The following is a 24,523-nucleotide window of genomic DNA, read 5'->3' as shown; positions in this document are numbered from 1 at the left end:
GGTGCAATCGATCGTTGAAAGCGCTTTAAAACTTGACGCCGATGCCGGCTGAAACGACGTGCTGGTCGAGATCGACCTCCGTTCCCCGAATGGTTTTGCTGCCGTAGTCGTTGTAGCGATATTCTCCGCGACCAAACACGGTGTCGGTGAACGCATAATCCAGTCCCGCTCCGACCGTCCAGCCGTTGATCGTCTCGCTATCCTTTTCATCGCCTGCGATCTCGGTATAGGCGCGCGTTGCCGTCCAGCCTGCCGTTGCATAGAGCAGGGCGTGGTCCAATGCATAACCGACGCGGCCGCGCACCGATCCGGACATATCCGTTCCGACCTTGGCGTCGATGCCGAGGAAATCTGCGTCGTTCTCGTTCCAGTCGTAGGACAGATCGCCTTCGATACCGACGACGATGCTATCCATCTGGTAGTTGGCACCCAGGAAGCCGCCTATCTGGCCGCCATCGTAGTGTGCAGAGGCGTCATATAATCCCTGGACCTTGAAATCGGCGTTCGCAAAGCCAAGCCCGCCTCGCAGGCCGCCGTAACCACCGGTCCAACTGAAAAGCGGAGCGGGGGCGGCCAGCTCCACCGGTACCTCCGCGAGGTCTGCGCCATGGGCAGGAAGAGCGAAAGCCAGCGCCGTCAGCGCAACATAGGCATGCAAGGACTTCATGGGGCGCTCCCAACAGGGTTAATCAAATGCGATCTAATAGGGTAAATATATAGTTGTATCCTTAATAAGTTATTTCTACTTGACCGCGTTTTGTGGGGCGCCTCAAGCCGGATTGGCTCGATGGTGCCGGATATCAGCCGTGAACGAAAAACGGCCCGTCCGACGCACGGGCGCCTGACGGGCCGACAAAGGGGCTGGTGAAATCGACAGCCGCCGGCGCCGATGCTAGGCCTTCTTCAGAAATTCGGTCTTCAGCACCAATCCCTTGACCTGCTTGGTGTTGCATTCGATCTCGCCCGGATTTCCGGTAAGCCTGATATTTTTCACCACGGTGCCTCGCTTGATCGTTTCCGAGGTGCCCTTAACCTTCAGGTCCTTGATCAGGGTGACGGAATCGCCGTCGGTGAGCTGCGCACCGTTGCTGTCTCTTACGATGGTATCGTCGGTCATTTTTATCCTCGTCTTGCAAAGGCCAGTGGGCCGTCCTCACGATTCTGTCTTTGCCGGAACGGTCGATCGCGGCTCCGATTGGTCGGGCGACGGCTCGTCCTCATACGCGCCGAAGAGCCGATCGGCGATAATGCTGGCTCCGAGCTGGCTCAGGTGATCGTCATCGATATAGAGCGCACGACCGTCCTTCTGCAACAGGCACCGGCCCTGCTGCAGGGTGTCGCAAAACAATTCCGCCGGCTTGATCCGCAACAGATTCGGATGAAGGCCGACATCGTCCAGCATGGCATCGGAACCGGCGTTGCGCACCTTGTTGACGTCAGAGGCGGTCGAAAGTTCTATATGACGCTCTATGCCGAACTGCATTTCCTTGGTCAGGTAAGCCGGCACATCCCAACCCGCCTCCGGGATCTGATAGATCAGCACCACTTTTTTGCCGCGTTGGAGCAGCGACTTGATGTGCTGCTGGACAAGACGGGAAACCGACCGGATGCGGGCGGCGGGCTCGCTCTGCGGTACTTCAGCCGCTATCGGCTTCATGTAGCGTATAATCGTGCCCTCGTTGCCACCCTCGTCGTTATTGAACAGAGAACCCTCGAGATGGGTGGTCCATCGGGACACCAGAACGACGGTGTCGATGGCCGGATGGTTCTCCAGATAACTCATGGCATCGGTATTGAAGCGCCGGCAGCTCTCGCCCGGCACCGAACTTTCCAGCTCCGGAACCGGCATGCAGCCAGAATGCGTGAATTCCCTGAGGCTCGCGCCCTTCGCCGCGAACACCTTGGCCACCTGACGCGATATGGTCGCGCCGTGACTGTCGCCATAGAGCATCGCCGTTTCAGGCAGCCCCCTGTTGTGCAGGCAGGTATCCTGCGGTTCGATGTAGTGTCTTTCGGTACCAAGGCATGCCGAAAACGCTGCTACGCCTTCGTTGAAGACCCCCGCCATGCTTTGGGCCTCGTCTGAAAGGCGTTCAGGGAAGCCGTTTTTGAGCTGGCCCGCCGCGCCAACCGCAAAAATCACCGTGCTGAAGGCAATTGCGGCTGCAAAGATCGTCCTGCGGCTCGTCCGGCTTCGATCGCGAAACGGGCGCTCGACATAGCGCCAGCTGATCCAGGCGATCGGCAAGGACATCAGTGCTACTGGGACGCTCGTCCAGACCGACACCTCGTTCAAACTTCTCAAGCGCAGAAATGCGAGCAGCGGCTGGTGCCAGAGATAGGCGCTGTAGCTGATCAAGCCGACCCAGACCAGCGGCTTGAGGCTCAGCAGACGACCCGAAAGCGAGCCCGACCGGGCGAACATCAGCACCAGTACAGTTCCCACGACGCATGGCACTACCAAAAGGCCGGGGGTTGCCGCCCCCGTCGGGAAGAGTGCCAGGGAACCGACGATCAGCAGCAGGCCTGCCAGCGAAAGCCAGTCGCCTTGCAAGGACAGAGAATCTGTCCGGCGGCCCAGCATCGCAAGCGCCCCGATCGCTCCGAACAGAAGCTCCCAGGCACGCGAGAAGATCATGTAAAATCCCGCTTCCGGATCAGTGGACTGCAGCCATTCAGAACAGGCGATGCTTGCAAGCGCCAACCCGGCCAGGAGCGGGATCGTCAGCCGCCGGCCAAATTTCAGGATGCCCAGCAGAAGCAGCGGAAAGACGACGTAGAACTGCTCCTCGACCGAGAGGCTCCAAGTGTGCAGCAGCGGCTTTTGCGCCGACGTGACATCGAAGTATCCCGTCTCGATATAGAAGAGCACATTTGACGCATAGCCGACGGTCGCCATCAGGCTTTGCGAAAAATCCTTGTAAGCATTCGGCAGCATCCAAAGCCACGCCAATGGCAGGCATGCCAGGATAACCACGAACAACGCAGGAAGAATGCGCCGGGCTCGCCGCTCGTAAAAGTCGACAATCGAGAACCTGCCATTGTCGATATCGCGGGCAATGATCGATGTGATCAGAAAGCCGCTGATCACGAAGAATATGTCCACACCAATATAGCCGCCGCTGAAAAACGGCACGCCTGCATGAAAAAGGATAACAGGAAGAACGGCGACGGCCCGCAGACCATCGACTTCTGGCCGATACAAGGCGGCCTGATTGCTGCAAACTGCTGAAGTATTTAGCTTTATCAACATGCAATATTCCCCGGCATACGGCGCGATACGCGGGTTTTCTACATGAAAGATATTTTCTGCACGCGAAATCTTCGGGGCAGAGTTAATCCATGGATTCTAATATAACTAGAGTATTCCTGTTCTTCACAACCCGAAGAGTCCACGCTCGTTGGCTCGGCGCACCGAACAGGGCGAGCAAGGGATTGTGGCGAAAGCCGCTCCCGCAACGAACGGAAAGACCAATACTCCCACTGCGCGCGCATGTCGTGCAAGTATATTCATTGTGGAGAAATGCTGAACGTTTTCAGCTAGATGTCGGTGGTCGGAGTGGAGAGATTCGAACTCCCGACCCTCTGGTCCCAAACCAGATGCGCTACCAGACTGCGCTACACTCCGTCGCCGATGGATGAGGGCAATACACGGTTCGTTCCTGACCCGCAATAACAAAAATCGTCTGTCCACGGTTGGCGGAGGGCGCCTGCCGTTTTCAGGTTTCTGTCAGGAAAGGATGACATTGCCCTCAGGACTATGTCGTTGTCCCATGCGGACTCGCTCAACCTACACCGCGGAGAGCATATTGGAAGAGATCGTCGTATCGGCTCCTCGGCGGAGCCTGCGCCCGCGCATGGGTAGCGTTACCCTGGCGGTACTGACTGCGGTTTACATCCTCGTCGTTGCGAATCAAACCTTCTGGGCAAAAGCGTTCGGATATCTCTCGTCGACTCCTGCAGCCTTCGTTGGGTTTGTCATCGGTATCGCCGCGATCACCGTTGCTGCGATGGTCACGCTCTCGGCAAAATACGTCATCAAGCCTGCTTTAATTTTCTTTATCATGGTTGCAGTCGTGTCTTCGTGGTTCACCGATCAGTTCGGTGTGATCATCGACAAGGAAATGATCCGCAATGCCGCGGTGACGACACAGGCCGAATCGGCGCATCTCATGACGCCGGCGTTCCTATTTCATATCTTCTTTGCAGGCATGGTCCCGTCGCTTTTCATCCTGTGGGTGAAGGTTGTTCACAAGCCGGTGGTCAGGAAGTTCCTCTGGAACACGGCTGTTGTCATCCCATGTGTTGCCGTTTTTGTTGCCGTTGGGCTCGGATTTTCGCAGACGTATGCGTCGGTCGGCCGGTTGCACAAGGACATCATGCTGACGCTCAATCCATTCCTTCCGATCGGCAGCGTAGCCCGCTTTGTCTTTGCGTCGGAAGAGGATCGCAACATCGTGCGCCGACCGCTCGGCACCGATGCGCACCAGCGTTCGGCAAGCACCACCGGCAAGCCGCGGGTGACTATTATCGTCGCCGGTGAGACGGGCCGGGCGCAGAATTTTTCGCTCGGCGGTTACCCGCGCGAGACCAACCCGGAAATGAAGGCGCGAGGCGTCGTCTATTTTTCGAATGCGACGAGTTGCGGCACAGCGACTGCCGTGTCGCTGCCGTGCATGTACTCCGTCTACCCCAGGCAAAAGTATACCCATCGCAAGGGTCTGGAGACCGACAATCTCATGGATATTCTCGGTCATGCCAAGGTGCAGGTCGAGTGGTGGGACAACGATACCGGCAGCTACGGCGTTGCCAACCGCATTCCCTATCGCTTCCTGCCGGATGCGGCGGATCCGCGCTTCTGCACCGACGGAGAGTGCCTGGATACGGTGCTGCTCGACAAGCTCGACGACTGGCTTTCGAACGTGAAGAGCGACAGCGTGCTCGTTCTGCATCAGCTCGGAAGCCATGGACCGGCATACTACCGACGCTATCCCGATGATTTCCGCCGCTTTACGCCGGATTGCCGGACGGCCGAATTCGGTGCCTGCAAGCCGGAGGAAATCGTCAATGCCTACGACAATACGATCCTCTTTACCGACCACGTCGTTGCCAAGGTGATCGACGCGCTGAAGGAGCACGAGGGCGCGATTTCCGCAAACATGCTCTACATCTCGGATCACGGCGAATCGCTTGGCGAAAACGGTCTCTATCTTCACGGCGCGCCCTATATCATCGCGCCTGCCGAACAGATTCGAGTTCCGATCATCGCCTGGCTTTCTCCCGATTTCAGCGCGGCCTCGCGCATAGACGCGGCCTGCCTTGCCGCTAATGCTGCGGAACCCGCCTCCCACGACAACGTTTTCCACAGTGTTCTCGGGCTTCTGGATATTGCGACATCAGTCTACGATGCGAAACTCGATCTGTTTGCCGGGTGCCGAAAGACAGGCGACACGGTCGCTCAGGCGGCGTCGAGTGGCTGAAGCGTGCGGTTGAAACGAGGGGAACGAGCGCCGCGGCTTTTTCCTTGAAAAGAAAGGGATTCGCCGCTAAGCAAAATTCATCTCCTGATGTGATTGTACGCTGGAGACGCCCCCGGCAACGGGGCCAGATGAATTTGAATGCGAAAGCCCTAATTCGGAGGCGTTGCAGCAATGTCTGCCAAGATCTACCGTCCAGCCAAGACCGCCATGCAGTCCGGCAAGGCAAAGACCCACGTGTGGGTGCTCGAGTTCGATCAGGAGACGCCGCGCACGATCGACCCGATCATGGGCTACACCTCGTCATCGGACATGCGCCAGCAGGTGAAGCTGGCCTTCGAAACGCAGGAACTCGCCGAAGCCTATGCCAAGCGCAACGGCATCGAATACCGGGTGATCGCGCCGAAGGATCCGCAGCGACAGACGGTGGCCTATCCCGATAATTTCCGCTATACGCGGACGCAGCCTTGGACGCATTGATCCGCGTTCAGGCATGACGGCCTGTCCGATGTACAGTTTCGCATCGGCTATGCGGCCCCTTAGCTCAGCTGGATAGAGCACCTGCCTTCTAAGCAGGTTGTCGCAGGTTCGATTCCTGCAGGGGTCGCCATTCATTTTTCAATGTTTGATTTTATTCAGTCTTTTGGCTGTTTTCCCCTCACTGAATTCAGGTGAGGGGATAGGTTGTTCTCATTTAGTTTCGTGGCGCCCGATATTGCGAGCTTCCGTTTGTTGGCGCTGCGCGTGTAAAGGCTCGCCATCGCGTCGCTTCTCCAGCCGAATCTTGCCTTCAGCTCGCTGTTGCTATTCCCCGCCTCAGCCAGGCTCGTTGCGAGCGTCTTGCGCAGTCCATGCGCTCTCCCGCCGACGCCGGCTTCAGCACAAACCTCCCCGAACCAATTCCCAAAAGCGGCCGCGCTCTTGAACGGGCGCCCGTGAACCGGTGTCACCAAATACGCCAAGTGCGTCGTTTGGTGATTCTCCAATATTGCTTTCAGCGTCGGGTGAATCGGGCTGTAGGTCATTTCCTCGTTCTTGGATGCCCGATATTCGATTATGCCGTCTCTTATGTGCTGGGGACCAATCCTGAAGACGTCCGATCGACGCAACCCAGTGAAGAGCAAGAGGTCCATTGCCAATCGCGCTTGGGTTCCCTCTTCGTGTTTTTCATAAAAATTCTCGATGTCGGTTACGGTCCATGGCGGGAAACCTTGTGACTTGGCCTTTGGCTTCTTCACGCCCTTGGCTGGATTGTCGTTCACGAAGCCGGAATCGACCGCCCATTCGAACAAATACCCCATGACCTTGAGGTAGGAGATTGCAGCGAAGGGCGTGTCGGCGCGTCGGTCCCTGCCGGCGGCAATCATCTTCCGATCAATTTGAGAAAGGATTAGCTTTCCGCCTGTTTTGCAGGCGACCTTGAGTATGTTGTGACGGGCGGTCTGCGTCGTGTCTCGCAAGCCCTTGAAGGCTGCACTCACAACGTATTTGTCGACAAGCCACTGAAGGGTGTGCTTGGACGGGGTCGGAACCTCTTCCTCTCCACATTGGCGGCGCATTTACGCCAGGCTGCAGCGAACTCCTTTGAGCCCCATTCACTCGGCAACCAGGTTCGCTTGCCCTTGCTCAGCCGGAAGTACCATCGGACATTGCCGAAACGATCGACTTCGCGGGATGTATTCGGATATTTGTTGCGCGGCATGTCCTCCATCAGAGGTAACCTGCCGCACTCTCGTCAACCTGTTTTTTGTAAACCCGTCGGCTTCGGCATTAATGACGACTGATCCGTCGGTTTCGACGCGAACGCTTTTCACATCCACGCCAGCCTTTTTCACCGCGCGAATGGCACGCGACACGGAATCCTCACTGAAAGCTACGGCGCGGCGTCCCATTATCGTCTCTCCCACGTCGAGGGCGCTGAGATGTCCTCCTCGATGACCGCGACATTTCCCGCACAGAACGCGCGGATCATTTGCTGGTACTCGTAGAGCGGCCGCCCCGATAGCGTTCGGCGGCCTCGGTCACCTTCTCCTGGTGGCAGCTCATGAAACTCTCCATTGCTGAAACTCGGCACGCAGCGCGCGCCATTCTTCTGCTGTCGCTTCGTCGGTTCGGATCTCGTCGCGGCTGCGCACGCCGAGCAGCGTCAGAGTGTCGGCAACTGCCTGGTCGTCGCTGAGTGGGAAGGCGAGGCCTTTCCACTCGTGTAGAAACACCTTGAAGGGCGGTTCGCAGCACTGCAGCGCAAACAGCGTTGCCTCCTGCAGGTGTGCGAGCTGCTTTCCACGGCTTGCGGTTCGACGTCACACTCGATGCTCCTGCCTATGTGAAGGTCTTCGGAACAGTGAACCTGACGCACCGAGGCAACATCGTGGGGGCGGTAGGATATGGCGTCAAGGCGACGCTTCGTTCTGCCGCAAGCTTCGCAGCGATGCCCACTATCCCCGCGTCCACCGTGAACCTTGCCTACTGGCAGTCGGTAGAGACCACAGGCGTTATCCCGGATCGAAGCGGGCTTCAAACATTCTGAGCCTGGAAGATCACTATAGGGCGTCAGAGATCGCATATGCGCTCACGCTGCCGGCTGGATGCCATCGGATCGAGCACTGGGGCAATTCGCACAGCTCAGGGCAGACGACAGATAACTCATATGTCGAGCTCAACCAAAATACCGTTCCTGATGCGGCTGATCCGTACACGATGCTGTTTCTTGAGGCCTATCGCTAGTTCACCGGAACTTCGACATCGAACAAGTTCCGTCCTCTTCGGCACGGCATGAGCCTTCGGCGCCTCGGCACGCGGTGGTTCGACAGGCCGAAACGACCACGCAAGCGCGGTGATCCCGATGACGGAAACAATCGCGGCGACGCGCATTTTTTTCTCCGGATCAGACCCCGGGAGTTCCGAAACTCTCAGAGGAAAGCGTCCACGCCTTTAGGGTTCCCGCTCTCTCAACTTCAACGCTGTCACTTCAAATTTGGAGACGTAAAATGTCTGAACCGCACTGGATCACCAGGGCGCGCGGCTACCTTGGCATGCGCGAGATACCTGGCCCCAAGCACGAACCCCGTATTCTTAAATTTTGGGAACAGATCAAAGCGCCGTTCCGTGACGATGAAACGAGCTGGTGTGGTGCCGTTTGTGGGCGGCGTTCTGGCGCAGTCCGGGCTTCCGATCGTACAGGGCGCCGCCGCAGCGCGCTCCTGGCTGAAGCTGCCTACGAAGCTTGCTAGCCCTGTCGTCGGGTGCATCGTCATCTTTTGGCGTGGCACTCCGCAGGGATGGTCAGGCCATGTCGCGTTTGTCGTCGGGCGTGATGCGAATGGCAACCTCATGGTGCTTGGGGGTAACCAGGGCGACATGGTCAGTATCAAGCCGTTCTGAACTAGATGCGGCATCTCCGCCCTTGAGTATCAACACAAGTCCAGGCTAGTTGTATCGCATCCGCGAAAAAAAGGGGGGAGTGGGTGGTCGTTGGCTCGTTAATCGGCGTCGCCATGTTGGCGCTTTCTTGTATTGCCTTCTTCGTAATGTCAGTCGCGATAACGGGTAGCCGTGACAAAGATGATCGCATCCTCCTTATAGCAATATCATTCGGCATGGGGCCGCTATTCCTGTCGTGGGTGTTTTGCGCAGTCTCACTTCTTCTGGAAGGTGTTGAATGGTGGGTGGTTAATTTTGCTGTTAGCGGCTTGCTAGCGTCGATTGTTTTCATCGGGCGCAGGGAAATCATTGGTTACGCACCGAAGCTCGCAGAGGTGCTGGCTGCCAGCCCATTCCTTATAGGCTCCGGTGTCCTGTTGGGCGTGTTTACGCTCGTCGTGTTCATCTTGCCCTACGCCCAAAATGATCCTCTTGAGTATGCGACTGTCGCGAGACACGTTTTTGAGACGAATAGCTTCAGGAATTACCCAGCAACAGACACGTCTGTGGGTAACATCTACGCCCCTTGGACGCATCCTCCAGCTTTCGTTGGCTTGATAGTCTGGGTTCAGTCACTGGTCGGCGGTTTTGATCAGGCCGGCATTTCGCGCCTTATTGCTCCGTACTTTGGCTTGTCCAGCGTAGTAATATTGCTGGCCGTCGGTGGTTGGTGGGTGGGCGGCCTCGCCTCGTTGATTCTGCTTTCGACCTACTGGTACGGACACGCTATTGTTTCAGCGCACCTTGACCCTCTGCGTATCTTTGCCATTACCTGTGCGGTGATTTATGGGTCGCATATTGGGGATGCGCGCCGAGCCGTGTACGCTGGTATACTTTGTGGACTGGCACTTTATTCCCATTCAACTGGCATCTTAGCGGTCGGAGCGGCATTTCTGGTTTGGACAGCCAGCGAGAACAAACCCAACATTCGTCGCGTGGCGATGTTCGGTATCGCTGCAGTGGCGGTAGTCGCGCCATGGTGGGTGCGAAATTATCAACGACTAGGATCGATCCTTACCGACTCCCAGCTAGTTTGGAACCTCCCTAACCTAGATTTTTCGGAGCTGCAGCGTAGGGAGCGCGGCCTACTAGATGCCAGCGATCAAGTGTGGCTAGGTGTCCTCAGGGGGTTCAGCGATACCACCGGCTTCGGCCCATGGTACTACTTAGCGCTCGCTGGCGCTATTCTTACTGGCATAATGCTTCTTGTGCGGCCAGTCGACGTCCATAAGAAACTCAAGTTGGCGTTGGTCTCGTCCGGCATCGCGCTCGTGTTTTGGTTTTCCTTCGCCTCTTTGGTCACTGCTCTCGGGTCTGACGCGGCCATTAGGAACGCGCGCTACGCGCTAACATTTCAGCCCATGGTGGCACTTTTTGTTGCCGCATGGAGTTGCCCCCAAAAGACCGGACATGCTCAGGTTTGAGATTGCGAGATGATGAACTCGCGCGGCGATTGATATCCTAAAGCACTGTGCGGGTGAAGATTGTTGTAATGCTCGAACCAGGACGGCAGTTGAGCGATGACGGTTTCAGCATCCGGGGTTGGATTGACCGAGACGTAGTCGCGCTTGAAGGTTTTGACGAACGCCTCGGCCATGCCGTTCGATTGCGGGCTTCTCACCGGTGTCGTGCACGGTTCCATGCCGATCTCGCGGAGCAAGGATGCCGTGTCCTTGGCGATGAAGCAGGAGCCGTTGTCGGTGAGCCATTCGATGGGCTCGGATAGCATGTTGATGCGGCCGAAGCGGTTCTCGACAGCAGTTATCACGAGGTCCTGCACGTCTTCGCTCTTGATGCCCTCCGTGGTGGCGACATGGGCGATTGCCTCGCGGTCGCAGCAGTCGAGAGCGAAGGCGACGCGGACCTTCTCCTTGTTGTCGCAGCCGATCTCGAAGCCGTCGGAGCACCATCTGACGTTTGAACGCTCGACGGCGACGCGGCCGTCGTGAAGGCGATCATCGACCGCTCCGGTATGACGCACCAGCATCAGATTGTGCAGCTTCATCACCCGGTAGACACGCTTGGCATTGGGCCATGAACGCCCCAGTTTCCGGGCATTCCGACGCAGGACGGCATGGACACGCCGATAGCCGTAGGTAGGCGTATCGGCGATCACGGCCTTGATTTCCCCTACCAGCTCACGATCAGGTAGTGGCGGGCGTCCTCTGGCTCTGGAAGGGGAGCCTGCGGCACGCGCGGCGATATTCGAGCGGGCGACACCTAGAGTTTCGCAGACGGTCTTCATTCCAAAATCCCCCTCGGAAGAGAGAGCGAGCGCAACAGATGTTTTTTTGGGCTACCGGCGATTTCGAGAGCTTCCTTCAGGATTTCGCTCTCCATCGTCTTCTTGCCCAACAAGCGTTGCAACTCTTTCACCTGGGCCTGAAGCGCCCGGTATTCGGAAGCCGGAACGACCTCCTCTTCGGCGGCCGTCGCCGTCAGAGCCCCTTGGGACGCTAGCTTGCGCCAGGCGAACAACTGGTTCGGCTGGATGCCGTGCCGACGCGCGACGATGCTAACCGTCGCGTCCGCCTCATAGGTCTCGTGGATGATCGCCAGCTTATCTGCCGTGCTCCAGCGCCGCCGACGTTCCGGCCCGGCGAGGACTTCCATCTTAAAATTGCTGCTAGTCATATTACCAACATTACTGTATGCGACGTCCACGCCCCATAGATTTTTCGGTTGATCTACGGGCCGTCAAATGAGCTCACCGAAGAGTATCTGACGAGCTCATTGTGAGGCTCTGATGNGTATGCGACGTCCACGCCCCATAGATTTTTCGGTTGATCTACGGGCCGTCAAATGAGCTCACCGAAGAGTATCTGACGAGCTCATTGTGAGGCTCTGATGCGCGCGGCATAGGCCCATGGCATCAGGGCATCGATGTCTTTGGCGAGGTGGCCGTTTGCGAGGCGGGTGAAGAGGTCGCACAGATAGGCGTAGGGCTCAACGCCATTCATTTTACAAGTGCCGATCAGGCTGGCAAACCGGGCCCAGTTCCGCCCCCCTTCATCATGGCCCGCAAAGAGCGCGTTGCGGCGGTTCATGGCCGGGCGACGGATGGCGTTTTCCACCAGGTTGGAATCGATATCGACGCAGCCGTCATCAAGGAATAGCCGAAAGCCATCCTGTCGTTTCAGCATATACGCCAGGGCAATGCCGAGATCGGATTTGCGTGAGACACGCACAGCCTGAGCCGCGAGCCAGGTGAAGAACTCGTCCACCAGCGGGAGGGACAGGTCCTGTCGAACGGCCCGGCGATGTCCGGGGTCTGAGCCTCGGATACTGTCTTCGATCTTGTATAGCGCGGCGATGCGAATGAGCGCCTCGTCGACGATGGGTGATCCGCTCTTTGGCGTGGCCTTGATCAGCTTTCTGCGCCCATGTGCCCAACAGAAAGCCAGCTTCAAGGGAACGCCACCCATCCGGTCCGACGTGGCGAGGTGCGAATAGCCACCGTAGGCATCCACCTGGATTGTCCCGTTGAACCCGTCGAGGATTTCAGCGGCATATTCGCCTTTACGCCCGGGCCGGTAATGGAACACCACGCCTGGCGGCGCGGAACCATTCCAGCCGCGGTCGTCACGCAACACGGCCCAGAGATAACCGGTCTTCGTCTTACCTCGCCCCGGATCAAGAACCGGAGCTGTTGTCTCGTCGACATAGAGCCGCGTGCTTTCCCACAGCAGCCGTTTGGCCATGTGGTCGACCACCGGTGCGATTTCGCTGCCCGTGCGCCCCATCCAATCGGCCAGCACCGTGCGGTCGATCGGCACGCCGTGTCGCGCCATGACCTCGGCCTGCCGGTTGAGCGGCATATGTTCGGAATGCTTGGAGACGGCAATCTCCGCCAGTAGGGCTTCGGTCGGCCAGCTTCCTTCCAGGAGATGCGCCGGCGCTCTGGCCTGGACGACGCCCGTTCGACCCTTGGGACATGCGTATTTCGGGCGGATCGTGACGATCACCTCGTAGCGCGCCGGGACCCGGTCGAGCCGTTCCGTCCGGTCCTCGCCGATCCGGACCATGTTGCCGCAACCGCAGGGACAAGCGATGCTCTCGGGCTCGATCACGCGCTCGACCCGCGGCAGGTGTTCGGGCAGTGCACGAGCCTTCCGCTCCTTGCGAGGAGCGGCCTTTTCCGGATCGGATGTGCTGGCTTCGATCTTTTTCTCGACGGCGGCGATCCGCGCCTGTGTTTCGGCGATCGCCGTTTCAAGGTCTTCCAGCGCCAGTTCCATCTGCGCCGGATCTAGCTTTTCCGATTTCGGCCCGAACTTCGTGCGCCGATAGTCGTGAACCTGCCCCTCAAGCTTCTCGATCAGTTCCTTCAACTCGGAGATGAACGCGTCCTTTTCGGCCACCACAGCCTGCTCATGCTGACGTGCAGCACGCTCGACCGACAGCTCGAACTGCATCGCCGCAAAGGCTTTGACAACCTCTGGCGGAAGGTCCGGAAACAGGCTGAGATCAAGGGGCGATGACATGCGCCCTTATAGCAAGGCAGCACGAAAAAGCCAAATAAAACAATGCAAAGACGGCCGGATATTCACCCTGCCGCCGATGGCGCAATCACCCGTTGCGCCATGACCCGCCGCCAGTCAAGACCCTCGAACAAAGCCTCGTATTGACCCCTGGAAAGACGCATCGTCCCATCCTGCACCTTGGGCCAGGCAAAGCTTCCATGTTCAAGAATTTTGTAAGTTAGCACCATTCCTGTGCCATCCCACACCAGGATCTTCAGACGATCCCCGCGCTTCGACCGGAAGATCACCGTCACCCCGGAATGCGGATCAAGCTTCAATTCGGTTTGAACCATCAAAGCCAGCGCCTGATGCCCGCAGCGGAAGTCCACCGGCCGCGTCGCGATCAGGATCGGCAGTCGTTGGCCAGCGACGATCATGCCGTCCCTCGCATCGCTCGCACCAGAGCCGCCACACGTTCAACCGGCACGTCACCGGGAACCCGCATCACAACGTCCGGGCCGATCTCCAGCGTCAAGACCGCTGAAACCGCCTCCGGCAGTTTCGGCGGCGCTAAAACACCCACAGCCTCGCTCGGCTCCGCTGTGATCGCCAAAGGCACAAATGCAGGCTCGGCATCCACGTTCTCCGAAGGGCCCGGCATAGCCTCAAAAGGCAGGGCCAAAACCCCATCTCGTGCTTGTCGCCGCCAACTGGAAAGTTGGTTTGCTATAACGTCATGACGACGCGCAACATCAACAACACGAACACCGGGCTGAAAGCTTTCCGCTACAATCCGAGCCTTAACGTCATCCGGCCAACGCCGATTTCCCCGGCGCGGCTCGACAACTTCGTAGCGACCCACAAATCCATCTTCTGCCATGCAAATCTCCAGTTAGTCCTGGAAACCTTCTCGCACACGCAGCAAGCCTCAAAATATAGCCAATCCAATGGGGCGGAGACGGCGCTTACACCATCTTCTGCCATGCAAATCTCCAGTTAGTCCTGGAAACCTTCTCGCACACGCAGCAAGCCTCAAAATATAGCCAATCCAATGGGGCGGAGACGGCGCTTACGGCTCAGGTGGCCGGAATTGAGGATTGTGTCTAACGGGTTCGTTCACGATCCATGCCGTCACTGACGACACGTCGTCGCGCATTTTCAGCTCATTACGAGTAGAAGGGAGATGACGCATTACGGACTCCATCACGGTCGAGAATGAAACCTTCAACGCGGGAGTGTCCGAATGAGCGGTATGCCAAGCAAAACCGCTTCCAAATGATCCCGCCTAGCGAGATATGCTTTCTTGCAGCATCATCTTGTCTCCGTAGACATATGGACGTCTGAAACGTGCCATCAAACGGATTAAAAGTCTATCGTATTTTTACTATCGGTTTGCTGGCCGTCAAAATTCCCTGTCCGCCGACCGAAGCGCATGCGTTGTTGCTTGCAAGATCGAAAGCAAAGCTTTCCTGACACGAACGTCGGAGAGCTAACATGCCCCAACTTCTTACTGATATTGACACTCGCATCAGCGCAAAGCGTGAGGCTGACCTTGAAACGTATATCGCGCCAAGACTGGAGGAGCTGAAGGCACTTGACCCGGTCCTGAAAGAGTTGGGACTGGAGGTAATCGTTCGAGAGGTCGACAAGAAGGTCGTCGTGTCCTTTGAGAACCCGGCGCGCGACCGCGCTAGCGTCATCACATTGCATTTCGACGGGAAGGACAAGACAAGGTCAGCGAACGCAACTTGGGCAAAGTGCATAATGGACGTTGATTGGGCAGAAATTCTCACTGTCAGTGACAATGGCTGGACCTACAATGCCTTCAACTATCCTGAAGTGCACGAGCTTCGAGAGTGGCCGCCGAAATCAATCATTCCGAGCCTCATCGAGTTTCTACCGCAAAACGCAGTCGTGCAGAAAGGCGATGGGCCGACACATACGCGGAACTTCGCGCTCGCTGTGCTGTACGAAGACCTGAAGGAGGTCCTGAACGAAATCGGTGGAGGTCCGGTACTCGCCGAACGCAGACAAGACGATGTCCACGGTTCCGTCGAGATGCTTGTGTTCACCGACGCCGACGGTCGTGAGTACCACCTTGAGTTTTTTAATGACCTGGAAGCAGTCCTGCGCGAGAACGGCGCGGTACACACTGGAGGATCAACGAAAGATCAAGAGGCACTAAAAACGAGCATCCGCGCGATACAAGCAGGATCAGTCCCCGTACTCAAATAAGTGGTCCGGCACGGTCTCCGCTTCCATTTGATAGCGGATTTGGAATGCTGCCTCGTGCCGGGGGTCGTCCGGATAGCGAGTGCGGTTGAAACCTTTCCTTACGGCAGGCTTCAAGGCTTCGAGGTTTATCGGGGCCAAAGCAGCTGCCGTGAGGTCGATCTGTTCACCAGAAATCACGCCGTGCAGCTGCTGACCCACGATCCGCGCCAAGACTGGCGGGAACGCGTTTGCCACCAGTCTCCTTTGAACAAGCAGAGAGGCTTTCGGTGAAAGTTGCCAACCGGTGGGAAACCCCTGCAAGCGCATCAGCAGGGGAATCGTCACCGGAGCGAGCCCGTTGGAAGGCAATTCTCCTGGTTTGACAGGTTCAGGTAGCAGGCGCGAATAATCGATGCCCACGGCTTCCCACCTCCCGACGACTGCCTTGTTAGGGTTCACGCCCGTTACAGTCGGAGCGATCTTATTTCCGTGCTTGGAGAACCAGGTTTCAACCCAGTCGTCATATTTCCTCTGATCGTCGACATGGAAACGGGCTTTGTGCCGTGTCCCGCTCTTAGGCCAGTAGGGAAACAGGATGTCCGCTACACTGTTTCGGAAGTCCGTGCGTAGGTCATGAGAGGCCATCGGAACCGTCAGTTCCTTGACACCCAGGTCACTCGATAGGCCGTAAATGATCATCCGTCGCCGCCGCTGGGCGACACCCCAGTCCGCCGCGTCAAGGACGTATGTTCCGACGTTGTAGCCCTGCTCTTGGAGCCGCGAGATGATGTCCAAGACATGCGGCGTGTGTTTGCTGTCGAGAAGACCCTCGACATTCTCGAAGTAGAACGCTTTCGGCCGGACAACTTTGACGATCTCAATGGCCTGCGGAAACTGGTTTCGCTGGTCATCCGCGCCCTGACTTTTGCCTCCGGTGGAAAAGGGCTGGCATGGAACCCCGCCTGCAACCAGATCAACCCGATCTCTAAGCTCCGAAATCTCGCCCATGACAGCAGGATCGTCGAGGCGCTTTCTTCTCACTGTCCAGTCGGCCCGGTTCGCCTTGAGTGTCAGTGCTGCGTGCATGTCATTGTCAACAAGGATCGATGGTCGAAACCCGGCAGCACTCAGACCAATCGCTTCGCCGCCAGCGCCTGCGCAGAGTTCGATGGACTTCAAAGACTTCACCGGGCGAAGACGCAGGCGGTTCGGGAGATCAGGAGTCACGATAGCCGCCGCAGGTTCAGCCACCGGTTCAGAGTTAGTGCTCGTCTCGGGCCGGGGTTTCAAACCGGCTAACTGTCTCAACAGAGCTTCGCCCTCGATACTGCGGGGACGGCAACGGGACATGAGATCGTGCAGGTCGTGATGAGTGTTTGCGATCCAGGCGGCATAAGGATTGTCAATCGTTATTGTCAACGCTTCGGTTCTGGTCGGATGCGGTCCGGGGAACAGAAAATCGAACTTCTCGCGTAGGACGCATACCAGGCTGACCAGCGTCTCGACGTCGCGCTGATATTCCGGTGTCTCGACGTAGACGTGGTCAAATTCGCTTTGATCCATCGTTTCGACGCCTGCGTGACGAAGGGCTGACGCTGCCCGTTCGTCTAACACGGCCCGGGCCGCATTTCGGACGTCGGACAGAAGGCGAGCACCCTGTTCATTAGCTTTTTTTCTTAAAAAGAGCTGGCTCTCGTTGTGCCAGTCATGGCTGTCTGGTGTCGCTACCGCAAGCTGGGCTCGACGGATAGCCTGCACCTTGTATGGGCTCATTACCTCGCCTTTGGAGATGCGTTTCACCGCATCGGCACGAACATCATCGCTTGTCGCGACTAGCGCCCTGATCGTTTCCGGTGCCACACGCCCGCCCTTGATGACCTCTTCATCCTTCCGAAGTCGGTCGGGGTACAACTGCACGGTTCGCGCGTCGGCTTTGGACAGGCCGCAGTCCTCTATGAGCCAGATTTGTGCTTGCTTGAGATCGAGACCCGTGTTCAATCGCAACTTCTCAGTCGCATTGACGATTTCAAGCATAGCGCGGGTCATGCGCTTGCGGGCTCGAAGCACCGACTTCCTGGCGTCTTTGAAATGGTCTATTTCATTCCCGCCGACCTGAACCTCGTCAGTCGGGAGGATGTCGACCAATTCTGTAGCAACCTCAGGCATACGCCGAACTCAATCATTTAATCTCGGCTAACCTTTAGCGCGGCAACGTTTTTTTACGTCATAAGCGAATTGATTGCATTTTATCGAAATGACGGAATTCCTTGGGCGTTGATCGCTCTGCTGCCAATTCATCGGCTCCAGGAAGGAGTTCTATCAGTTTCATCCTGACTGGTGAGGCTAGCCTCGACGCCGAAATCCAGAGGCTCCATCCGCGCGTGCCACCGCCCGTGTTTGGGATCGTAAATTCCTGGGAGAGGGTGGATTTCGTTTATCTGGAGGAAATCCCGCACATTCAAGGTTGCGATGGCCGTTCGATAGACGAGCGCGGTCGCGGCAATGTAGAGGTCCTGTCCGAACCTGGGGTGTTTGGCGTCTGCGCGAGGAACCCGGAGGTTCTTGAGAGCTGGTTCTGCCGCGAGCGTTCCGCACACTTCAATGATCTCCAAACTCGGAAGGATGATCGGTATCTCGCCGTTCGTCAGCCTCTTATACCAGGCGCTCAATCGCACGGCCTTGATCGGGTCCCGGGCGCAGACCTCCGTGATCCCCTTCTGAATCTCCAGGAGGGCAGCTGCCGGTAAGTAGATGTTCGGCGCGGTGCGAATAAACTCGACTACTTTCGGATGCGGGTTAGGTTTGCTTGTTTCGCTAAGAACGTCCGTGTCTAATAGAAACGCCAGATTCATTTTGACCTCTGTCCAGGTGAGGTCTGATTTTCATCCCTGTTGAAAACATTCTGCGAGATGGAGGTTAACATACGATGAATGTTAATGCGGTTGGATGAGCCTGTAGAGCATTCGTCCGATGCCCAAACCTCATATGCAAAATGCGCGAAACTCATTGCTAGGAGTCTGCGTGCGATGATAGGTTTCGGCGATGGGTGCGAAGGATTCCATAAAAATCCATTCTGACGACAAGGAGCTGCTGGGATTCCTTGAGCAAGTTCGTGCGCTCGGATCAGCTGTCGTCGAAGCAGGTGGCATGCGCTATTTCGTCAGCGTTCGGACTGACGCCGTCTCTAAAACGGGACGGGAGTTCCTAGCAGGTGGGGGACCGGCTAAAATTGACTAGTCCGCGCTGGTTGCCGCGCTCGCGATTTCGTAAACGATTTTCGCCCCGCCGCTAATCATCCTCGCGTGCAAGGAAGTGGAAAACCTATTGGGTCGCGCCAGTTCGCCTTGAGTTAGATGCCGAAGAACTTCAATCTTCCGGCAAACAACTTCTCGGCGACAATCATGCGACTTCATCCACAGCAAAAAGATGTAGCTCTCTACGAAGAGGGCTTCGGCGACTCCGATCTTCTTGGGAGACAGACCGCCGGAAAGCGAATTTCGGAATTGCTGGAACGGGTTGAAGACCCTGTAGTCCTTGCGGTTGACGGCGCGTGGGGAAGTGGCAAATCATATTTCCTGAAGAGATGGGTCGGGGCTCATACCCTCGAAAACGGCGGCACTGCCACAACCGTTTATTTCGATGCATTTGCCAACGATTTTCTCGATGATCCTCTGATCGGTCTGACAGGAGCGATAGGGGAGCGTCTACCAACGGGAAAGCCGCAAAGAACTTGGAAGAAGGCGAAGAAGGTCGTCGCAACTGTCGCGCGACCGGCTCTGCGAATAGCTGCTGCCTTCGCCACTGCGGGCGTAAGTGAATTCACCGGCCCCTTGATTGATGCGGCTGCCGAGGCAGCGGGAAAGGAATTTCAAGACGCCGCTGAAGCGTTTTGGAAACGCGAAGATGGCCGTCGTGCGGCGATGATGCAGTTTCGGGCCGCGCTAAGTGAGATTACCAAGGATGGGACACCACTGATCATAGTGGTCGATGAATTGGATCGTTGCCGCCCCGATTACGCGTTGTCTGTGTTGGAAGTGGTCAAACACTTCTTTGCAGTGGAACGCGTCCATTTCTTATTTGGGGTGAATCTGGAAGCGCTCGAACAGATCGTACGGGTGCGCTACGGATCGAGCATCAACGCCGGTGACTATCTGAAGCGCTTCGTGTCGCTCTCGCTTTCCTTGCCCCAACATATAGGCACGGACCTGTCAGCCAGTGCTTCGATCCACTACTTCAACGCTCTCTCAGAACAGATGGGTATCGAGCCGAAGATGGAGGAATTGACCCGCGAGCATCTTAGGATGGCCCTGAGGGGTGGCCAGGTCTCTCTTAGGGACATCGAGAGAATTCTGACGCGTCTGGTACTGTTGCCGCAGCGCAAGGAATTCCATAGTTTTTTTCACGGCTATCAGGAACTGATAGTTTCTCTTGTCCTGTGGCAGGTTCTAAAGCCTGAGCTTTTCAGCCGCGCAATGAAACGCAGCCTGGCGGTCGCCGAAATCGAAGCGTTCTATGGGATAACTCAGGCGATGCTTAAGCGCCAGACTGAGACCTACATTCATGAAGCCTATCTGCTTCGGGGCCTTTGGCAGCTAATCCTTACGGGAAGCGTCGACGTCGAGGAAGACAAGCCCCATTTCGCAAGAAGTTTTTCTTCACATGGTCGGACGTCGCAAGTGATGGAAATCCTAGAACGCGATTATTTTGGGTTATTCGAAATCCCGGAGCCCTCGTAGCTGGGGCCGCTGTCGCTTCTAATAGCGCTCATCAGTTCAGCTCGTTTTCTGTGACGCACCGCGAGCCCTGCAACCCTCTCGATTTGAATTCCGGGTCCGCACATCATAAATACGCCGTATGATTTGAAAGCATGAAAAGTAAATGGCGAGACCCCGCACTATCGACCGAGACCACCTTCTGGACATCGCGGAACAATGCGTTGCCGAAAACGGTGCCGTGTCGCTTTCGTTCGGCTCGCTTGCAGCCGCTGCGGGCTTGTCAAAGGGAACTGTTCAAACGATTTTCGTGACGCGCGATAAGCTCCTGGAAGCGCTTCTGTCGCGTTGGACGGAGCGCGAAAAAGCCAGGTTTGAAAATGAGAGGGCAGGGGTCAATACCGCCGAGGCTCGCGTTCTGGCTCACCTTAAAACGACCGAACAGGAAGATGTCGAACTCGGCCGAACGGTTCTGACAATGCTTGCCGCGATTGCGGAGGATGGTCGAACTAGCCAAGTCATGAAGGATTGGTACCAGGATCGTTTGCTTGGGCTTGAGGCGGAAAGTGCCGACGACCGGCGTCGGCGGATCGCGTACCTCGCCGCTGAGGGTGCTTTCCTCGTTCGAAACGTTATCGGACTGGAAGTGGATAAAGACCGCTGGGCCGAAATCTTTGAGGACCTGCGGGAGCTTACCGAGAATTCCGGTGGGCATAAGGCTCGGAGTGTTTAGGAAAGTCGCAGTGGGCGGCGAGTTGATCCTCATCTGCAATGAGATGTCCGCACCTTCCTAGAGTGAAGCACCCCGCCGGTGTGGGAATACCTTTCAATCAGAAATTCGAGCGGGATGAGAGTGGTAATGCGCCAGTTGTTCGAAACGTCGTATCGGCTCTGAATTTCCGGGCAAGAAGCGGGACGACGACAACTCTCCGTACTGTCTCAGCCCCAAAACTGTTGGTACCGTGGGCCGTGGGACTCTGGCTGTTGCCCTTTTTCAGGTCGGTTGATGATGATTGGAAGTGGTGCAGGCAACTCCGGTCCAACCACGATTGCTTCGCCCTGTGCCAGCGACGGGATGAATGCAGCTGCATCACGATCAAGGTCGCCGCAAGCTCGTTCAATTGTCTCCCGGTCACGCTCGTTGGTAAGCCGGTGAACGAAAAGCGTCCCGAGCTGGCTGAGGACGTCATTGGGAACATCACGTGGCCGCTGCGTCGCGATAGCAGCTGTCAGGCCGTATTTGCGTCCTTCTTTCGCGATCAGCCCGAACGCATCCAACGAAACATTGTTTGCCTCGTCTCCGATGGAGCGGCCGATGAATTGGTGAGCTTCATCCAGAAAAGCCACCAAGGGCCGCTTCAGGAACCTGTTGTCGCGCGCAAGCCCCAGCAGGAAGCGGCCAAGCGTATTGAGCAGAAGTTCGCGGGTATTGTACTTGAAGCTTACATCCGCGAACGAGAGGACCATCGCGTGGCGCTCATCATCCTCCAGGAACGCGAGTATTTCCGCGCAGATATCGACGCCGTTGTCCGCGAACAGGCATCCCATTTCGGGAGATGAAAGGTAGTTCTCGATGCGAACCATCAAGGAATTGCAGCTGCTCAGAGCGAATTCATCAACGTCCCCGAAAGCACCTTTCTTTTGATTATTATGTTGCTTTACGCACTCTTCCTTGATCTGGTCTGACAAAAGTCGAATGTCGAAGTCGCACATATGCGAGTCCAGATCGGACGCCAGTTCGATAAGGGCGACGGAGTGGGCATTCCGGCTACGTTCCTTTTTTCTGATGACACCTTTCTGCCTCACGTCGACATGGCCGCCGCGCCCACCGAACTCGAACTGCCTGCTTCCGTCTTCCGATAGGACAGAAGGGAACCGATGAGGATTAGAGCCAAGGAGCTTTGCCAATCGGAGGCTTTTGATGGCGCTGCGCAGGTTGGGCCCTTGCATCTGCGCTGACGGTGTCAGAAGGGCATACAGGTCAATCTCGGACAAGCGTCGATAGGGGAAGCGCGCCAAGGGCTGCCCTGGCCGCTCTTTAGAAAATGAGAATTCTGTGGCACCGGAGACTTTTCCGGAGAACTCTCCAGTGGGATCAAACAGGATGCATTTGCCGCGCAGCCTGACAACCTCGTTCAAAAGTTTCGACAGTGTCCAGCTTTTGCCGCCCCCGGTGGCACCAAATATGCCGCAGTGTCTGCCGAACAGCTTCTCCGGAGGCATCGAAATGGTAGCATTGGCAATCCCTGAAAGCCTTCCCAGGTTCACCAGAAGTCTTTCTTCCCGTCCGTCAATCAACTCACCCTGCAGTGCTTCGCGTATGGCAGACGCAAGCGCATCACCATCCGCCAGATAAACGCTATCGCCCACTCTCGGCTTGATGTTGATCCCGCGTACGACTTTGTGTGTGGATTTGCTGATTGTCGCCAGAAGTTGGGCTCGGCCTTGAGGCTCGGCGACCGCATCATGTTCCAACTGCCGCTCCAAGTTAGGGCGCTGGCGCTCAGGTACTGCGACGTCGACAATCCGGCCAAGGATGCATTCCTGGTCGCAATCGATAAATATAAAATCGCCAGCGGTACCTTTTGCCAATCCACGTTGGCCACTTGCGGCTAGTGCTTGCGGAATCGTCAGCTCCACTGCGGACGCGTTCACCCGTGTTATCGTGCCGACCCGCTTGTCGACGTCGATCAGGGCTGCGACGGGTTCAGTCACGGCGCTACCCCTCTTATGTTATCCAAACGTATTTCGAGCCGCTGCCGATCAGTCTCGCCCGTTATTGCCGGGATCGCGTCGACCAAATCTTCGAAGCGGCCGTTCAGGACGGTGATCCTGGGATCGCCCTCCTGGACCAACCGCATAATCTTCTTCTGATAAGGCTTCTGCCCGCCGATATTAGCCTTCATCAGGTGATCGGGGTCGATGGCGTCGAGTTGCTTTGCAGGAATGTAAGAGGGGTCGACCATGATGAACCGGAGGCCGAGGTTCGACTCCAGAGCGGACCATATGGGAGAGCTGATGTGATCGTCGGCAAACCCAAACCCACTTACGATCACTGTGGTGTCGGGCTCGCGCAATGCTGACTGCAAGGCCGCGAACATGTCGAGGTAAGGCGTCTCGAAGGCCTCCTGGTATTTGGTCGACCTGGGATAGATCAGCACCGGTTTCAGTGTCTTGGCATCTGTAGCACGGGAGCGAATGACTATGCCGTCTGGGCGACGACGCCAGTCGACGGACCCGTGCAGCTTGTAGAGGTGAAAAACGCCATCGATATAATCGGCTTTGGTACCGGACGTGGGTCGTCGGACGATGTCGTGATGGAAATGATCTCGGTTGAAGCGCTGTTCGGCGCTGTGCGAAAAGCCATCTACCAGGATCACGCCCAGCCGAGAGGATGCTTCTTCGAGGCAAAGATCATAGTTGGTCGTGAAAAGCTTGACCCGTGGCTTTTCAACCGCGCGCTTTGCAAGTTTCTGCACCAATCCTTTATGGGCTGTCAGCTCAGTCTCGCCGTTCACAAAGTCGACCTGCCTGAGGATCGTTTTTTCTGCTTTCTCTATGAAGTCTGTTAACTTGAGGATCGCGCCCTTGGGGTCGATTTTCTCCTCATCCGTCGCACTCACGTTCAAAAGCTCCAGCTTCATCTTGCATAGGCTTAAGAGCGCCTCGATGTCGCCAGCCTTCACCTCGCCGTCGGGAGTTTTGACCGGTGACTTCCCGGTAACATCGCGCACGATATCATCGAAGTCATCGTAACCGCCCAGAATGTCGCCTTCAGAAGCATCCTCTCTCACAGCATGCCATAACCCTGCCATGCTCGGTGCCGCCGCGCCCGTGGCGTTCTTAGCGCAGAAAGACGCTCCAGAGCCTAACAGGACAACTAAATTCGTCGAGTGGATGGACTGCAACAACGCATCTTCTACTCGTGAACGGGCACCAGCAATTCGTGCTGAAGACGGATCAGCCGGGTCGGCGTCCTTGTCCTCCCACGCCAACCACTCGTCGCTTTTGGTGAGTAGTCGGAGGTGTTTGGCGTTGCCTGATCTCCCAGTCCAATAGTCGTCCAATTTCATCTCCGAGGGGAATCAACAAAGAGTTGTATGTGAAGTTATCGCCATTTCATGCGAACGCAATCTCGTACGGGCTGTCTGATGCTGACATCGGCCACGTCGCGGGCGATCCAGCTCAAAGGCTGCGGAAACAGAAATGATAATCGGCAATTGGTCCCAGGCCT

The 24,523-nt window shown here is 56.8% G+C and carries 22 protein-coding genes and 2 tRNA genes; 10 read left to right on the top strand and 14 right to left on the bottom strand.

Features of this window, described 5'->3' with window-relative positions; genetic code table 11:
• Nucleotides 1-25: 25 nt before the first annotated feature.
• The 4 genes from ASC97_RS14685 to ASC97_RS14670 all read right to left on the bottom strand — a co-directional run bounded on the left by ASC97_RS14685 (nt 26) and on the right by ASC97_RS14670 (nt 3,628).
• Nucleotides 26-667: an outer membrane protein gene (locus tag ASC97_RS14685; protein ID WP_057469032.1), complete on the bottom strand. Its 642-nt coding sequence runs from the start codon at nt 665-667 to the stop codon at nt 26-28.
• Nucleotides 668-892: 225 nt separating this feature from the next.
• The gene (locus ASC97_RS14680) at nt 893-1,117 is read right to left on the bottom strand and encodes an alkylphosphonate utilization protein (RefSeq protein ID WP_057469031.1); all 225 of its coding nucleotides are present in this window, start codon (nt 1,115-1,117) and stop codon (nt 893-895) included.
• Nucleotides 1,118-1,153: 36 nt separating this feature from the next.
• A complete protein-coding gene (locus ASC97_RS32990; protein WP_082529999.1) occupies nt 1,154-3,253 on the bottom strand; it encodes an acyltransferase family protein in 2,100 nt (699 codons plus the stop codon).
• Nucleotides 3,254-3,551: 298 nt separating this feature from the next.
• Nucleotides 3,552-3,628, bottom strand: a tRNA-Pro gene (locus ASC97_RS14670).
• Between the two features lie 181 nt (nt 3,629-3,809).
• On the opposite strand from ASC97_RS14670, the gene ASC97_RS14665 reads away from it, so the two are divergent.
• From ASC97_RS14665 to ASC97_RS14655, 3 genes are all read left to right on the top strand, one after another.
• Nucleotides 3,810-5,480, top strand: a complete 1,671-nt coding sequence (locus tag ASC97_RS14665) for a phosphoethanolamine transferase (protein WP_162246690.1) — start codon at nt 3,810-3,812, stop codon at nt 5,478-5,480.
• A 171-nt stretch (nt 5,481-5,651) separates the two neighbouring features.
• The gene (locus ASC97_RS14660; protein WP_037066152.1) at nt 5,652-5,957 is read left to right on the top strand and encodes an ETC complex I subunit; all 306 of its coding nucleotides are present in this window, start codon (nt 5,652-5,654) and stop codon (nt 5,955-5,957) included.
• A gap of 53 nt (nt 5,958-6,010) precedes the next feature.
• A tRNA-Arg gene (locus tag ASC97_RS14655) sits at nt 6,011-6,087 on the top strand.
• A 25-nt stretch (nt 6,088-6,112) separates the two neighbouring features.
• Here ASC97_RS14655 and ASC97_RS14650 read toward each other — a convergent pair.
• Complete coding sequence (locus ASC97_RS14650) at nt 6,113-6,958, bottom strand: tyrosine-type recombinase/integrase (protein ID WP_244481466.1); 846 nt, start codon at nt 6,956-6,958, stop codon at nt 6,113-6,115.
• Between the two features lie 114 nt (nt 6,959-7,072).
• Complete coding sequence (locus ASC97_RS14645) at nt 7,073-7,369, bottom strand: hypothetical protein (protein WP_057469029.1); 297 nt, start codon at nt 7,367-7,369, stop codon at nt 7,073-7,075.
• A 165-nt stretch (nt 7,370-7,534) separates the two neighbouring features.
• Between ASC97_RS14645 and ASC97_RS34000 the strand changes: the two genes are divergently transcribed.
• The 4 genes from ASC97_RS34000 (at nt 7,535) to ASC97_RS14625 (ending at nt 10,324) form a co-directional block, all read left to right on the top strand.
• The gene (locus ASC97_RS34000) at nt 7,535-7,687 is read left to right on the top strand and encodes a hypothetical protein (RefSeq protein ID WP_156390382.1); all 153 of its coding nucleotides are present in this window, start codon (nt 7,535-7,537) and stop codon (nt 7,685-7,687) included.
• Nucleotides 7,688-7,731: 44 nt separating this feature from the next.
• Nucleotides 7,732-8,007, top strand: coding sequence for a hypothetical protein (locus tag ASC97_RS14640; protein ID WP_156390381.1), 276 nt, complete (start codon nt 7,732-7,734; stop codon nt 8,005-8,007).
• A 578-nt stretch (nt 8,008-8,585) separates the two neighbouring features.
• Nucleotides 8,586-8,861 carry a TIGR02594 family protein gene (locus ASC97_RS14630; protein WP_156390380.1) on the top strand — a complete coding sequence of 92 codons (276 nt, stop codon included), beginning with the start codon at nt 8,586-8,588 and terminating at the stop codon, nt 8,859-8,861.
• Nucleotides 8,862-8,944: 83 nt separating this feature from the next.
• Entirely contained in the window at nt 8,945-10,324 is a 1,380-nt protein-coding gene (locus ASC97_RS14625; protein WP_057469025.1) for a hypothetical protein, read from the top strand.
• Here the strand turns inward: ASC97_RS14625 and ASC97_RS14620 are convergent.
• From ASC97_RS14620 to tnpA, 4 genes are all read right to left on the bottom strand, one after another.
• Nucleotides 10,315-11,534, bottom strand: a protein-coding gene (locus tag ASC97_RS14620) for an IS3 family transposase (RefSeq protein WP_156390379.1) whose coding sequence is annotated in 2 segments (ribosomal slippage) — nt 10,315-11,198 and nt 11,198-11,534 — 1,221 coding nt in all. Because the reading frame shifts where the segments join, the coding sequence is not laid out codon by codon here. The two genes, ASC97_RS14625 and ASC97_RS14620, sit on opposite strands and share 10 nt — an antisense overlap.
• A gap of 197 nt (nt 11,535-11,731) precedes the next feature.
• On the bottom strand, nt 11,732-13,384 hold the full coding sequence (gene tnpC / locus ASC97_RS14610; protein WP_057469023.1) for an IS66 family transposase: 1,653 nt from the start codon (nt 13,382-13,384) through the stop codon (nt 11,732-11,734).
• Nucleotides 13,385-13,446: 62 nt separating this feature from the next.
• Entirely contained in the window at nt 13,447-13,800 is a 354-nt protein-coding gene (tnpB, locus tag ASC97_RS14605; RefSeq protein ID WP_047637286.1) for an IS66 family insertion sequence element accessory protein TnpB, read from the bottom strand.
• Nucleotides 13,797-14,243, bottom strand: coding sequence for an IS66-like element accessory protein TnpA (gene tnpA / locus ASC97_RS14600; RefSeq protein WP_057469022.1), 447 nt, complete (start codon nt 14,241-14,243; stop codon nt 13,797-13,799). Before tnpA ends, tnpB begins: the two co-directional genes overlap by 4 nt.
• Nucleotides 14,244-14,857: 614 nt before the next feature.
• On the opposite strand from tnpA, the gene ASC97_RS14595 reads away from it, so the two are divergent.
• The gene (locus ASC97_RS14595; RefSeq protein ID WP_057469021.1) at nt 14,858-15,598 is read left to right on the top strand and encodes a hypothetical protein; all 741 of its coding nucleotides are present in this window, start codon (nt 14,858-14,860) and stop codon (nt 15,596-15,598) included.
• Here ASC97_RS14595 and dcm read toward each other — a convergent pair.
• Complete coding sequence (gene dcm / locus ASC97_RS14590; protein ID WP_057469020.1) at nt 15,578-17,743, bottom strand: DNA (cytosine-5-)-methyltransferase; 2,166 nt, start codon at nt 17,741-17,743, stop codon at nt 15,578-15,580. The genes ASC97_RS14595 and dcm overlap by 21 nt on opposite strands.
• Before the next feature lie 128 nt (nt 17,744-17,871).
• Nucleotides 17,872-18,429: a type II toxin-antitoxin system VapC family toxin gene (locus ASC97_RS14585; RefSeq protein ID WP_057469019.1), complete on the bottom strand. Its 558-nt coding sequence runs from the start codon at nt 18,427-18,429 to the stop codon at nt 17,872-17,874.
• A gap of 501 nt (nt 18,430-18,930) precedes the next feature.
• Here ASC97_RS14585 and ASC97_RS14575 point away from each other — a divergent pair.
• Together ASC97_RS14575 and ASC97_RS14570 are read left to right on the top strand one after the other, a co-directional pair.
• Nucleotides 18,931-20,313 (top strand): KAP family P-loop NTPase fold protein, encoded by a 1,383-nt coding sequence (locus ASC97_RS14575; RefSeq protein ID WP_057469017.1) that lies wholly within the window; start codon nt 18,931-18,933, stop codon nt 20,311-20,313.
• 142 nt (nt 20,314-20,455) lie between these two features.
• Nucleotides 20,456-21,022: a TetR/AcrR family transcriptional regulator gene (locus ASC97_RS14570; RefSeq protein ID WP_057469016.1), complete on the top strand. Its 567-nt coding sequence runs from the start codon at nt 20,456-20,458 to the stop codon at nt 21,020-21,022.
• 206 nt (nt 21,023-21,228) lie between these two features.
• Here the strand turns inward: ASC97_RS14570 and ASC97_RS14565 are convergent, their stop codons facing one another.
• Nucleotides 21,229-23,004, bottom strand: a complete 1,776-nt coding sequence (locus ASC97_RS14565) for an ATP-binding protein (RefSeq protein WP_057469015.1) — start codon at nt 23,002-23,004, stop codon at nt 21,229-21,231.
• Nucleotides 23,001-24,356 (bottom strand): SIR2 family protein, encoded by a 1,356-nt coding sequence (locus ASC97_RS14560; protein WP_057469014.1) that lies wholly within the window; start codon nt 24,354-24,356, stop codon nt 23,001-23,003. The genes ASC97_RS14565 and ASC97_RS14560 overlap by 4 nt, the downstream gene beginning before the upstream one ends.
• Nucleotides 24,357-24,523: the final 167 nt, after the last annotated feature.

It is taken from the genome of Rhizobium sp. Root1203, assembly GCF_001424945.1.
GTDB lineage: Bacteria > Pseudomonadota > Alphaproteobacteria > Rhizobiales > Rhizobiaceae > Rhizobium.
Note: the sequence above shows the minus strand (reverse complement) of the source record. Positions and strands in the feature narration are given on the sequence as shown.